This window comes from Paraburkholderia solitsugae, assembly GCF_013177695.1.
GTDB lineage: Bacteria > Pseudomonadota > Gammaproteobacteria > Burkholderiales > Burkholderiaceae > Paraburkholderia > Paraburkholderia solitsugae.
The window spans coordinates 1-13,021 of sequence record NZ_WOEY01000025.1 but is presented as its reverse complement, the minus strand read 5'-3'; the positions used below and the strand labels follow the sequence as shown (position 1 = coordinate 13,021).

At 61.4% G+C, this 13,021-nt stretch carries 13 protein-coding genes; 7 read left to right on the top strand and 6 right to left on the bottom strand.

Annotated features, from left to right (window positions below):
- Positions 1-11 precede the first annotated feature (11 nt).
- Positions 12-437 carry an HIT family protein gene (locus GNZ12_RS06210; protein ID WP_172309516.1) on the top strand — a complete coding sequence of 142 codons (426 nt, stop codon included), beginning with the start codon at positions 12-14 and terminating at the stop codon, positions 435-437.
- A gap of 256 nt (positions 438-693) precedes the next feature.
- On the opposite strand, the gene GNZ12_RS45240 is transcribed toward GNZ12_RS06210, so the two are convergent.
- Complete coding sequence (locus tag GNZ12_RS45240; protein ID WP_328805959.1) at positions 694-876, bottom strand: hypothetical protein; 183 nt, start codon at positions 874-876, stop codon at positions 694-696.
- Positions 877-1,153: 277 nt separating this feature from the next.
- On the opposite strand from GNZ12_RS45240, the gene speG reads away from it, so the two are divergent.
- Together speG and sap1 are read left to right on the top strand one after the other, a co-directional pair.
- Positions 1,154-1,696, top strand: coding sequence for a spermidine N1-acetyltransferase (speG, locus tag GNZ12_RS06200; RefSeq protein WP_172309514.1), 543 nt, complete (start codon positions 1,154-1,156; stop codon positions 1,694-1,696).
- A gap of 445 nt (positions 1,697-2,141) precedes the next feature.
- Positions 2,142-2,480 carry a surface attachment protein Sap1 gene (gene sap1 / locus GNZ12_RS06195; RefSeq protein ID WP_172309513.1) on the top strand — a complete coding sequence of 113 codons (339 nt, stop codon included), beginning with the start codon at positions 2,142-2,144 and terminating at the stop codon, positions 2,478-2,480.
- Positions 2,481-2,734: 254 nt separating this feature from the next.
- Here sap1 and GNZ12_RS06190 read toward each other — a convergent pair whose 3' ends face one another.
- The 4 genes from GNZ12_RS06190 to GNZ12_RS06175 form a co-directional block, all read right to left on the bottom strand.
- A complete protein-coding gene (locus tag GNZ12_RS06190; RefSeq protein ID WP_172309512.1) occupies positions 2,735-4,468 on the bottom strand; it encodes an IlvD/Edd family dehydratase in 1,734 nt (577 codons plus the stop codon).
- Between the two features lie 51 nt (positions 4,469-4,519).
- Entirely contained in the window at positions 4,520-5,524 is a 1,005-nt protein-coding gene (gene araH, locus GNZ12_RS06185) for an L-arabinose ABC transporter permease AraH (RefSeq protein WP_120302717.1), read from the bottom strand.
- 75 nt (positions 5,525-5,599) lie between these two features.
- Positions 5,600-7,159 (bottom strand): L-arabinose ABC transporter ATP-binding protein AraG, encoded by a 1,560-nt coding sequence (gene araG, locus GNZ12_RS06180; protein WP_235993616.1) that lies wholly within the window; start codon positions 7,157-7,159, stop codon positions 5,600-5,602.
- A 105-nt stretch (positions 7,160-7,264) separates the two neighbouring features.
- Complete coding sequence (locus GNZ12_RS06175; RefSeq protein ID WP_172309511.1) at positions 7,265-8,269, bottom strand: arabinose ABC transporter substrate-binding protein; 1,005 nt, start codon at positions 8,267-8,269, stop codon at positions 7,265-7,267.
- A gap of 376 nt (positions 8,270-8,645) precedes the next feature.
- Between GNZ12_RS06175 and GNZ12_RS06170 the strand changes: the two genes are divergently transcribed.
- Both GNZ12_RS06170 and GNZ12_RS06165 read left to right on the top strand, forming a co-directional pair.
- Positions 8,646-9,623, top strand: a complete 978-nt coding sequence (locus GNZ12_RS06170; RefSeq protein ID WP_172309510.1) for a LysR family transcriptional regulator — start codon at positions 8,646-8,648, stop codon at positions 9,621-9,623.
- A 151-nt stretch (positions 9,624-9,774) separates the two neighbouring features.
- Entirely contained in the window at positions 9,775-10,329 is a 555-nt protein-coding gene (locus tag GNZ12_RS06165) for a YaeQ family protein (RefSeq protein ID WP_172309509.1), read from the top strand.
- A gap of 112 nt (positions 10,330-10,441) precedes the next feature.
- On the opposite strand, the gene GNZ12_RS06160 is transcribed toward GNZ12_RS06165, so the two are convergent.
- Positions 10,442-10,867 (bottom strand): VOC family protein, encoded by a 426-nt coding sequence (locus GNZ12_RS06160; protein ID WP_172309508.1) that lies wholly within the window; start codon positions 10,865-10,867, stop codon positions 10,442-10,444.
- Between the two features lie 396 nt (positions 10,868-11,263).
- Here GNZ12_RS06160 and ada point away from each other — a divergent pair, with 396 nt between their 5' ends.
- Together ada and GNZ12_RS06150 are read left to right on the top strand one after the other, a co-directional pair.
- Positions 11,264-12,442 (top strand): bifunctional DNA-binding transcriptional regulator/O6-methylguanine-DNA methyltransferase Ada, encoded by a 1,179-nt coding sequence (ada, locus tag GNZ12_RS06155; protein ID WP_172309507.1) that lies wholly within the window; start codon positions 11,264-11,266, stop codon positions 12,440-12,442.
- A partial coding sequence (locus GNZ12_RS06150) for a DNA 3-methyladenine glycosylase 2 (RefSeq protein WP_172309506.1) occupies positions 12,439-13,021 on the top strand: 583 nt, incomplete at its 3' end. The genes ada and GNZ12_RS06150, both read left to right, overlap by 4 nt.

Sequence of the window (13,021 nt, the reverse complement as noted above, 5' to 3'; positions counted from 1 at the left end):
GAGGACGCGTGATGAATTACGACGACAGCAATCCCTTCGCGAAGATTCTGCGCGGCGAACTACCCTGCATCAAAGTGGCGGAAAGCGACGCCGCGCTGGCCTTCATGGACCTGATGCCGCAAGCCGACGGCCACGTGCTGGTCGTGCCGAAAGAAGCGGCAGTTGAGATTTTCGAGTTGTCGGATGCCTCGACGGTGGCCTGCATGCGCATGGCGCAGAAGCTCGCCATCGCCGTTCGCGCGGCGCTACGCCCCGACGGCGTGTTCATCGGACAGTTCAACGGCGCCGCGGCGGGGCAAACGGTGCCGCATGTGCATTTTCACGTGATCCCGCGCTGGGAAGGACAGCCACTGCGCATGCATGCGCGCGATGTCGCCGATGCCGCCACGCTCGAAGCGCTGGCCAAGCGCATCCGCGACCATTGGCGCGCCGACTGACACCGGGCGCGGCGCAACTGGTCACGCCCCGTAATATGTGTAATGGCCGGTGAAACCAGCCGAACGCGCTGTGCGGCTAGACTGGCGTCTGCCTTGTACCCGCAAGGCATTGAGTGTGGATCTCTTTTTAGCCTGCCCGAAACGGCAGGCTTTTTTATTTGCGGGTCTGATTGGCTCGCGAGTGGCTCGCGAATCGGCCTCACCTCACGGCGACGCGCGCAGCGCGAAGATCCATGCAGGCAGCCGGCCCAACGACTCAAACCCGATGCCGCGAGCGGCGCAGCGGATGCCGCCAGTCAATGCGACGAGGTCTCCCGTACATGGGTTCCATGTGGTCGTGCAGATGCCGATGTTCTTGCCACAATTCGTCAGAGAAAAGAAACGCGACGATAAGCAGCGGGATGACCAGAAAAGCGCCTAATATCAAGTGCTCGATCACGGTAGCCTCCATCGCAAGAGCCTGATTTCATTGTAGAGCACCGCATGTGCCCACACGGTGCCGCGCCCCTCACAAATTTGCGATAAGCGGCCTGCGACAACGCGACGCCCCGCCCTCGCCGAACCCGCGCAGCGCCTCGCGCTGTGCAAGAACGCGTTACGCCGGAGCGAGGCGTTGCAAGAACTCCCCGCGCTGAGCCCGGACTAACAGGAAAGGCAAGCTTGGGCTCTCACATTGAGCTTGCGCACTCAAACCAATAATTCTGAAGGGGAATCCAATGACTATCGAACGCAGCAGCGAACTGACCCTGCGCCCGCTCGAGCGCACCGATCTGCGCTTCGTCCACGAAGTGAACAACAACGCAAAGATCATGCGTTACTGGTTCGAAGAACCCTATGAAACGTTCTCTGAGCTGACCCAGTTGTACGACCAGCACGTGCACGATCTGCGCGAGCGCCGCTTCGTGGCGATCGACAACGCGGGCGAAACCGTCGGCGTCGTCGAGTTGATCGAGCTGGACTATATCCACCGGCGCGGCGAGTTCCAGATCATCATCGCGCCGCAAGCGCAGGGCCGCGGCTATGCCACCGTCGCAACACAACTCGCGATCGACTACGCGTTTTCGGTGCTGAATCTGCGCAAGGTCTACCTGATCGTCGACAAGTCGAATACCGCTGCCATCCACATCTATGAGAAGTGTGGTTTCCGGCACGAGGCCGAGTTGATCGAGGAGTTTTTCGGCAATGGCCGCTATCACAATGCGTTGCGCATGTGCATGTTCCAGTCCGAGTTTTTCAAGGCCAACGAGCACGGCGCGTGACCCCAGTCTAGGTCGCCCAGGGACGCCATGCTGCGTCGCCTGGCAGACCTGGCACCGTTTATCTTCTGCACATACACCGTTATTTCGTGATTTTTGATTAGTCGGGTGAATGACTTTGTGTGCAACGCACCAAATGCGCTCGCCAATTGTATTAATTCACTTAATTGGTGCCCCTCGTTTACGCCAATACGCACCGCAAAGCTTTACTGGTTAAAGCGGTGCGCCCTGCCCGTCTTTTAGTTATCCGTTGCAATCCGCCCTGTTTAAGCTGCTGCTTAAGGTTTAAGCAGGCGCGACAGGCGGTGCGACAATTCGCCGCTGTTGCGACCGCACACAAGATGTGCTTGTCGTTCTCTCGCGTTCTCCTAAAGTGCAAGGTGCGGGTTCGACGTTAAAGTTAAATACATAGCTAACCTGAGTAATTCAACCCGCACCGGAGGAAAATATGAAAATGCGAATCGCCCTTGTTTTCGCCATCGCGGGTTTGGCTGCCGCTTCTGTTCAGGCGCAAGACGCCATGGTCAAGCCGCAGCAAACGATCCAGTTCAAGGCCAATGCGTATGGCTGCCTGTCGAAGGATAAACTCGACGCCGCCGATCAACATGCGCAAGCCGGCGAACAGCAAAAGATGGAGGAATTCTTCTCTGGATATCAATGCGTTTCCACGCCGGAAAACTCAAGTTTCCGCGTTGTGCGTGTGGTCGGCCATGATGTCGAATTTGTGAATTCCGCCAATAGCGATACGCAGGGTCTCTGGGCAAACGATCGATTTATTAAGCAATAAGCTAAACGCCAGCGCGCTGGCGAAACGTCGGCGCGTTTGATTTCGGTGTAAACCCTTCGGCTATAAAAGCCGAGGGGGCTGTGAACCTGCGAGTTATAAAGCGGCTGGGCATTGAGTGCCCGGCCGTTTTTATTTGCGCCCATTTTTCCCATGAGGTGAAGCCGATAAAAAAGCCGATGCGGGCTGTCGATCCGCATCGGCAATACGCCTTCTCGCAAAGCGCAGGGAGAAACGTCTAGCCGTTCAAACGGCGATCAATGCGAGTCGCGCGGTACCGGCGCGCCGCTCGATCCGACCAGGAAGTCGAGATCCGCACCCTGGTCCGCTTGCAGCACGTGTTCGACGTAGAGCTTGTAGTAGCCGCGGTTGGGCGGCGCAGGCGGCTGCCAGGCCGCGCGACGACGCGCGAGTTCTTCGTCGGTGACGTCCAGATGCAGACGACGCGCGTCGACGTCGAGTTCGATCATGTCGCCGGTTTGCACGAACGCGAGCGGCCCGCCTGCGGCCGCCTCCGGCGATACATGCAGCACCACCGAGCCATAGGCCGTGCCGCTCATGCGGCCGTCCGAAATGCGCACCATGTCCGTGATGCCTTTTTGCAGCACCTTCTTCGGCAGCGGCATGTTGCCGACTTCCGCAAAGCCCGGATAACCCTTAGGCCCCGCGCCCTTGAGCACCATGACGCAGTGCTCGTCGATATCGAGCGATTCGTCGTCGATCTTCGCGTGAAATTCCTCGATATTCTCGAACACCACGGCGCGACCGCGATGCTTCAGCAACTGCGGCGTCGCTGCCGACGGCTTGATCACCGCGCCGTTCGGCGCCAGGTTGCCCTTGAGCACTGCAATGCCGGCCTTCGGCTTGAACGGTTCGGCGAACGTCGTGATGACCTTCTCATCATAATTCGGCGCGTTGCGCACGTTGTCCCAGATCGTCTTGCCGTTCACCGTCAGTGCTTCACGATGCAGCAGGCCTTGTTCGCCGAGTTGCTTGAGCACCGCAGGCAAACCGCCCGCGTAGTAAAAGTCTTCCATCAGGTATTCGCCTGACGGTTGCAGATTCACCAGGCACGGTACGTTCGAGCCGAGCTCCCAGTCTTCCAGCGAAAGCTCAACGCCGATGCGTTTGGCCAGCGCGATCAGATGCACGACTGCGTTGGTCGAGCCACCGATCGCCGCATTGGTGCGGATCGCGTTTTCGAACGCCTGGCGCGTGAGGATCTTGTCCATCGTCAGATCCTCGCGGACCATGTCGACGATGCGCCGCCCAGCGAGATGCGCGAGCACCTGCCGGCGGGCGTCGACGGCGGGAATCGCCGCGTTGTGCGGCAAGCCCATGCCGAGCGATTCGACCATCGAGGCCATTGTCGACGCCGTGCCCATCGTCATGCAGTGGCCGCGCGAGCGGTTCATGCACGACTCGGCTTCGGTGAATTCTTCCTGCGTCATGGTCCCGGCGCGCACTTCCTCCGACATTTGCCAGACACCCGTGCCCGAGCCGATGTTCTTGCCGCGAAAGCGGCCATTGAGCATCGGGCCACCGGAAACAGCAAGCGCAGGCAGGTTGCACGACGCCGCGCCCATCAGCAGAGCGGGCGTGGTCTTGTCGCAACCCACCAGCAGGATCACGCCGTCCATCGGATTGCCGCGAATCGACTCCTCGACATCCATCGAAGCGAGGTTGCGGAATAGCATGGCGGTCGGCCGCAAATTGGTTTCGCCGAGCGACATCACCGGAAACTCCAGCGGCAAGCCGCCCGCTTCGTGCACGCCCTTTTTTACATACTCGGCGAGCTCGCGAAAATGCGCGTTGCACGGCGTCAGTTCGGACCAGGTATTGCAGATACCGATCACCGGGCGTCCGTCGAATTCGTCGTGTGGGATACCCTGGTTTTTCATCCACGAGCGATGCAGAAAACCGTCGCGGTCCTTGAGGCCAAACCACGCCTGGCTGCGCAGCGGCTTTTTAGTCTGGTTGGAATCAGCCATGAAATCTCCTGTTGGCAAGCATGTGGGGCGGGGCGTGCGTCAGCGTCAGCGTCAGTGCACGCGCTTGCTGCGGCGGTACTGGTCGAACAGCACCGCGAGCAGCAGAATTCCGCCGCGAATCAGGTATTGGTAGAAGGTCGGCACATTCATCAGGCTCATTGCGTCCTGCACGGAGCCCATGATCAACACGCCGACCAGCACACCGGAAATCGTCGCGACACCACCCGTCAGCGAGACGCCGCCGAGCACGCACGCGGAGATCACGCCGAGTTCGAGACCCACCGACGTTTTCGGGTCGCCGAGACTCATGCGCGACGCCAGCATTACGCCCGCAAAACCCGTCACGAGGCCCTGCAATACGAACACTGTGATCTTGATCCGCGTGACGGGCAAGCCCGCGAGTAAGGCGGCCTCGCTATTGCCGCCAACCGCCAGCACGTTCTTGCCGAACACGGTTTTCTTCAGCAGAAAACCGAACAGCACGAAGCCGACGATGTTGCTCCAGATCGGATACGAAATGCCGAGGAAGGCACCGCCGCCGAGGTCGAAGAAACGCTCCTCCGAAATCATCACCGCGTCGCCGTTCGACGTGATGTAGGCGAGGCCGCGCACGACTTCCATCATCGCGAGCGTGACGATCAGCGAGTTGATCTTGTAGCGCGCGACCAGCACACCATTGACCAGTCCGACCGCGCCACCCGCGAGCACGCCAGCGGCGATGCCAAGCGTCACGCTATGCGTCGCGGTGATCAGGGTGGACGCCACCACGCCGGCGAACGCAACGATCGACGCCACCGACAAGTCCACCTCGCCCAGCGCGAGCACGAACATCATTGTTACGGATATCGAACCAATTAGCGTGACAGAGAGCAGCAGGCCCTGGATGTTTCGCGAGCTTAGAAAATCCGGCACGGTGAACGACAAAACCGCGAACAGGATGACGAACACCATCACGATGCCGGATTTGTTGATCAGGTCCCAGGTGCGCGCGGCGCGCGCGCCCAGGCCCGCGGAAGCGACGGCTGGCGGAGAGGAGTCGGTGGAGGGTGTGTGCATGGTGTCTATTCCGTTTTCGATGGCGCGATTCAATTGGCTTCGGTTGCCTTCAGTGGCCTGATGAGTGCGGCGTGCCTAGCGAGGCAGCGCGAGCTTGATCAGCGCATCGGGCGTGGCCTGCGCCTTCGGCAGATTGCCGACGATGCAACCTTCCTTCATCACGATCACGCGATCCGCCACGCCGATCACTTCGGCCAGATCGCTCGACACGACGATGACCGTGCGGCCCGCTTCAGCGAGCCCATACAGCAGGCCGTAAATCTCGCTGCGCGCACCGACGTCGATGCCGCGCGTGGGTTCGTCCATCAGGAACACGTCGATGTCTTCGGCGAGCCAGCGCGACAGAATCACCTTCTGCTGATTGCCGCCGGAGAGCGTGCCGATCGGCGTGTCGCCGTTGCGCGTTTTGATCGAGAGTTTGCTAATGAACTCCTTGGCGGTCTGCGCTTCTTTGCGGCCGTTGAGCACGTTGAAGCGGCTGAAGTGACGGCGGCAACTGATATTGAGGTTGTCCGACACTGACGCGATCGACACGATGCCTTCCTGCTTGCGATCTTCCGGACACAACGCGACGCCTGCACGCACGGCATCGCGCGGCGTGGCGAAGCGCACGCGCTTGCCTTTGAGCACGATCTCGCCGGAAGCCGGTTTGACTGCACCGTAGATGAGCTTCATCAGCTCGGAACGTCCCGCGCCGACCAAGCCGAAGAAGCCGAGGATTTCGCCCTTACGTGCCTTAAACGAAGCCGGTTCGCGCAAGCCTCGCCCCATCAATTCCCTGACGTCGAGCTGCACGCCGCCGAGTTCGCGTGAGCGGTAGCCGTACACGTCGGCGATTGAACGACCCACCATGCAACTGATCAGGCGATCGCGATCGAGCCCATCACCGGCTTCGAACGTATCGATGCGGCGGCCGTCGCGAAACACCGTCACGCGATCGCACAGCTCGTAGACTTCATCCATCCGGTGCGTGACGTAGATGATCGCGCGGCCCTCGGCCTTTAAAGCGCGAATGATCCGGAACAGTTGCGTGGTTTCGCGCGACGACAACGAACTGGTCGGTTCGTCGAACGCGATCACGCGCGCATCGCGCATCAGTGCCTTGCCGATCTCGATCATCTGCCGCTGACCGATCGACAGATTCTTCACCTGCTGCGCAGGATCGATTTTTTCGCCGAGTCTTTCCAACTCGCGCACCGCACGTGCAAGCAGCGCCTTTTCATCGAGCACGCCGAAGCGGTTGGGCAGGGCGCCGAGCATCAGGTTTTCGGCAACCGTCAGCTCGGGCACCAGATGCAGTTCCTGATAGATGATCGCAACGCCCGCCGCGATGGCCGCCTTGGTGGTGACGAACTGCTGCTCGACGCCATCGAGCAGCAAGCTGCCTGCCGCCGGCTGATTCACGCCGGACAGCACTTTGAGCAGCGTCGATTTGCCGGCGCCGTTTTCGCCCATCAAACCGTGTACTTCGCCGCGTCGTACGTCGAGTGACACCTGGTCGAGCGCGAGCACGCCGGGAAAACGCACGGTGATACCGTCGAGTTGCAGATACGGATCAGTCGACGTAAGCGCAGGCGAGGGCGCTTGCGCGGGTAGCGCCACTTGGCCCGTTTCGCCAGTGTGAGAAACCGTCATCGAAAGCCTCTAGCGGGTGGACAAGCTGTGCGGGCCGATCTCGCGTTGACATGCGTGTGAACGCCAATGTGAAAAAGGCCCGCAGCGTGCAGACTCGAATACCGCTTAAATGCCGAGTTCTTTACGCACGTCCAGCCAGTTGCTGCGCACCATCAGCTTGCCGGTGGTTTGCGTGTCGGCGGGCGGCTGTTTGCCGTCCTTGATCCATTCGACGAGGTTCTCCGTGCTCTCCTTGCCGTGCATCGTCGAACTCACGGCGATCGTGCCGTAGAAGCCCGTCGGTTCCTTCTTCTGGAACTCGGCAAACGCTTCGCCCGCACCGTTGATGCCGACGCCAATCACATCCGCTGCTGGAATGTGCAGTTGTTCCGTCGCGCGAACACCGCCCAGCACGCTTTCCTCGTTAAGCGCGAAGATCACCCACTTCTTGATGTTCGGATGCTGCGCGAGCACCGGCGACGACGCGTTGAAACCGCCTTCGTCATCGGTCGTCTTTTGCGGCGCATCGAAGATGTTTTCCTTCTTGAAGCCACCGGCCAACAACGTTTCCGTTGCGCCGTCGGTACGCAGTTTGGCCGTCGGCAGTTCGTAGTTCGTGATGCGCAGCGCGCCGACTTCTTCCGGCTTCCAGCCACGGCGCTTCATCTCTTCGGAGATCGCCGTGCCGACCTGATTGCCGATCTTGAATGCGGACATGCCCAGATGCGGCACGTTCGGCAACGGCTTGCCGGTGGAGTCGACCAGTTGATCGTCGACCGTGACGAACTTCATGTTGTAGCGCTTCGCGCGCGCCTGAATCGCCGGCCCGAGTCGCACGTCGGGCGCGCAGATCACGAAGCCTTGGGCACCTTGCGCGCCGAGGTTGTCGATTGCGGCCAGCACTTTTTCACCGTCCGACGCGCCGATATTGACCACCGAGAAGCCGTCCTTCTGCCCGAGCGCGGTGGCGGCTTTCTGTTCGTTGATGAACCAGGCCTGTTCCGGCATCTTCACGAGGAAGCCGACTTTGAGTGGCTGATCCGCGTGCGCGGAGAATTGTGCGGCAAAAGGTGCGGCGAGCGCCGCGGCGGCAATCGCGGATAGCGTCAAACGGCGAAGCGTGCTGGTCATACCTGTCTCCTAAGATTGAAAACGCTGCGTTGATTTCGTTTATTTGCAGCGCGGGAACTTACGGCCGGTGTCAGCCGGACGTGGACGAGCGTTGGGGTGGGGCGTGGGTCACGAGAGTCTCCCAACCGTCATTGATGTCATGGCGGCACGGACTAGTAACGCGCGGGACGAGCGGATCGCGATTCATCGACGGGAGGGCGCCAGCTAAGAAAACGGGTGAGGAAGCTCAGAAAGTCCACGAATGGTATGAGCCGCCCCAATAACTTTCCAATCCCTTTTTAGGCCACCCCGATATCAATTTCGATATGGCATGATGGAGGCTTAACGACGGCAAATCGTCCGACAGACGGCTTCATGCCGCATAGGGAGACTGGCCATGACGCGTAGCTACTCGAACTGGTTCGTGCGAGCGCGGCTCAAGACGCGGCAATTGCAGCTGCTCGCGGCGATGGAAGAGGAGGGTAATGTCCGGCGTGCCGCCGACGTGCTCGGCATGACCCAGCCCGCCGCGTCACGGCTCCTGAAAGAGCTGGAGGACATGCTGGAAGTGAGCCTGTTCGACCGCACGCCGCACGGCATGCACGCCACGCTGTATGGCGAAGTGATGATCCGTCACGCGCGCATGGTGCTCTCGAATCTCAGCCACGCTCACGAGGAAATCTCGGCACTGCGCGCCGGTCTGGCCGGCCAGGTGCGCATCGGTGTGATCGCCGCGGCCGCCGCGACGATGGTGCCGCGCGCCATCGCCAGCGTGAAAGAACGTTATCCCCAGTTGCAGATCTGGGCGGAGGTGGAAACATCAGACGTTATGTTGCCGAGGCTCGCCGAGGGCGAACTGGATATCATGATCGGCCGGGTACTGGAGCGGCAAAACCAGTTCAAGGCCGACGTCCATTACGAACCACTCGCCGACGAGCCGCTGTGCGTAGTGGCGCGCCCCGGCCATCCTCTCGAAAATGAAACAGGTTTGACACTGCGGGGAATCGTCAACGCGAGCTGGGTTTTGCACCCGCCGGGCAGCGTGTTGCGCCATCGCTTTGATCTGATGTTTTCGCAGATTGGACTGAATCCGCCTCAAAACGTGGTGAATACGAACAATTTCCTGGCGATTTCGAGCTTATTGCTCCAAAGCGACATGTTGGCGGTTTTACCTGATGAAGTGGCGCGTCAGTACCAACAGTACGGTGTTCTCAAGCAGGTACCGATCGATTTACCGTGCAGAATGGATACATTCGGTATCATCACGCGCCAGTCGCACCTGCTTTCGCCGGCGGCCTCCATCGTGCTCGAAGCCTTGCGGGAAGCCGCTTCCGAGGTCTATGGCACCGCTTTCGAGTCGGCAGTGGCGCGATAAATGCTTCTCCCTTTGCGATAGTCGCATTAGCAGCCGGTCTCCGGCTCGGGAGGGACACGCGATGTACCACACACACCGAAAACGGCAACGCGCCGTCGACGATTCTTTTTCTGCTCGCTCCGGTGGAGCGAGCGCCTGGTTTAGTAACGGCATGGCTCTCAAATCGACGATTTACAAGGCAGAACTCCAGATCGCCAACATGGACCGGCACTACTACGCCGACCATTCCCTGACGATCGCCCGCCATCCCTCGGAAACCGACGAACGGATGATGGTCCGCGTCGCCGCGTTCGCGCTGTTCGCGCAGGAACGCCTCGAATTCTGCAAAGGTTTGTCGGACATCGACGAACCGGACCTCTGGCAGAAGGACCTCACCGGCGCGATTGAAACCTGGATCGAAGTCGGTCAGCCGGACGAACGGCGCATCGCCAAGGCGAGCGGCCGCTCGAACGAAGTAATCGTGATCGCCTATGGCGGCCGCACGTCGGACATCTGGTGGCAAGGCGTACGCAGCAAGGTCGAACGCATGCGCAATGTGACGGTATGGTCGCTCGGCGAAGACGTCGCCGCCGCGCTCAGCAAGCTCGCCGAACGAACCATGCGTCTGCAATGCACCGTGCAGGACGGCGAAGCATGGCTCGGCAGCGCCGAGGCCGACGCGGTGAAGATCGAGTGGACGGTATTGAAGGCGCCCGCCAACGCGTGATGCGCCTGAAAGCGCCGGTAGCAGCTGCTGTCTGAGTTCGTCTACGCCTGTGGGTGCGTGTCTGCCTTGACGCCTGCGTGTTGCACCGGTTGAGAAGCAGCGGCCACGCCCATTACAGCGACGTCACACGCGACGCTTCGGGTGGCCCTTTGAGCTCGACCATATTGCCTTCCGGGTCGAACAGATATATCGACTGCCCAAACCCATCCGCGCCGTAGCGCAAAGCCGCCTCGCCAGGTCTTGCACCGTGTTCGGCCAGATGCGCCGTGAGCGCCTCGGCGTCGAACGGGTCAACACGCAAACATACGTGGTCCATATTCCGCCCCGCGCCCGGCACGCCGTTTTCGGGGTGATCGAGCTTCCCGCCGACCTTTAACAGGTCGATCAGCGAGCGCCCCGCCCGCAATTGCGTCAGGCCCAGATCGGCCTGCTCCTTCTCGACGCTGCAACCGAGCACCTCGCAATAAAAGCGCGTCATCTCCGGAACGTTCGACGCCCGAATGACGATGTGATCAATCTCGCGAATGTGGATTCTCATGTCGAACGCCCCTTGGCTGGTTCGCAGAAAGGTTGAACAGCCATCAGTGTAGGAGAAAGAAGGGGACAGCGAGAGCGGGCGATGAACCCGCTGCGAGGGACAGATCAGAAATGATCAGACGAAAAAAAGCCCGCTCTATGTGGAGCGGGCTGAATCCATATCAGGAGGAGACATGGAGGAGACAGGTACTAATATACACATGGGGTTGGTGCGACGCAATAACTTTTTAAGGGAAAACCCGATATCGTGCCAAATTGTCGCAGTTTGAGGCGAAACGAGCGCCTGGCGGGGCCTCAGGTCTACGAGGAAGCGCAATGACAGAGCAAGAACCGGGGCGTAGTGTGTTCGCATGCGGCCTACATTGGTGAGCATCGACACCGCCTTTCCGGGACCATCATGAACCGCACCGACCGTACCGATACCGGCGCCGCACCCGCCGTCGGCACCGCCCACTGGGCCACTGACGCCGAGCGCTGGGAAGCCATCACCCGCCGCGAGCCGCAGGCCGACGGCGCGTTCTTCTACGCCGTCAAAACGACGGGAGTGTTCTGCCGCCCGTCGTGCGCGTCGCGCCAGCCGCGCCGCGAAAATGTCGCGTTCTTCACCGATGCAAACGCCGCGCGCGCCGCGGGCTATCGCGATTGCAAGCGTTGCCAGCCCGGCGGCCTGCCGCGCGAGCTGGAGATCGTCAATCGCGCGTGCGCCGCGCTGGATGCAGATCCGCAGCAACGGCTCACACTCGCGCAATTGAGCGACGCGGTGCACGTCAGCCCGTTCCACCTGCAGCGTCTGTTCAAGCGCGTGGTGGGCGTGTCGCCGCGTCAGTATCAGGCTGCGCAACGCGGCGCCGCGTTGCGCGATGCGCTGCAGAGCGGGTCGGACGTGACGCGCGCCACGCTCGACGCCGGCTTCGGCTCGCCGTCGCGGATGTACGACAGCGCCTCGGCGGAATTGGGCATGGCGCCGTCCGCGTTTCGCCGCAAAGGCGCAGGGCTGACCGTGCGCTACGCCAGTGCGCCGACCTCCCTCGGCTTCGTGCTGGTAGCCGCAACCGACAAAGGCATCTGCAAAATCGGTTTCGGCGACGATGCCGCGATACTCGCCGACGATCTGCGCGGCGAGTTCGCCAACGCCGAGCTGGTCGAAGACCCAACGCGGCTTGCACCGTTCATCGCCCAGATCGACGCGTATCTGCGCGGCACCCGCCAGGACTTCGATCTGCCACTGGATATCGCCGCCACCGCGTTCCGGCAACGTGTATGGGACGCACTGCGGCGCATTCCCTACGGTGAGACGCGCAGCTATTCCCAGATCGCGGAAGCGGTCGGCTCACCCCGCGCCGTACGCGCGGTGGCGAGCGCGTGCGCGACGAATCCGGTCGCATTGGCGATTCCCTGTCATCGGGTCGTGCAAAAGGGCGGGGCGCTGGCGGGGTATCGCTGGGGCCTGCCGCGCAAGGCCGCGCTGCTCGACAACGAAGCCCAGCACGCACGCGGTGTCTCGCTCGATGAACCCAATCGCCGCGAGCACGCGGCCGTTGCTGCCACCACCACCAACCTGGACCACGCCGCGTGAGTACGCTTGACGACGTCGCAACACTCGAACTGCCCTTCAAACCACCCTTCGACTGGCCGCGCCTGCTGCGCTTTTTCGGCGGGCGTGCGACGCCCGGCGTCGAAGCGGTCGAAGACGGTGCCTATCGCCGCGCGATCGACTGGGCCGGCGACAGCGGCACGCTAACCGTGAGCCTGCATCCGCGCAAGCGCTGCATCGTCGCGAACATCGAAGGTCCGGCGAGCCGCCATGCCGACGCGCTCGTCGCGCCGATCGCAAGAATGTTCGATCTGCACGCCGATCCGAAGAAGATCGGCCGCGAACTGGCCGCCGACCCATGGCTCGCGCCATTGATCGAAGCTGTGCCGGGCTTGCGCGTACCGGGCGCGTGGTCCGGCTTTGAGCTGGTGGTACGCGCTATCGTCGGCCAGCAGGTCAGCGTGAAGGCGGCGACCACGATCATCGGGCGATTGGTGCAGCGTGCCGGCGAGCGCATCGAAGGGCATCCGCATGAGAACACCGCGTGGCGCTTTCCGACGCCCGCCGCGCTCGCGACTGTGGATCTGGAAAAGATCGGCATGCCGGGTAAACGCGCAGCGG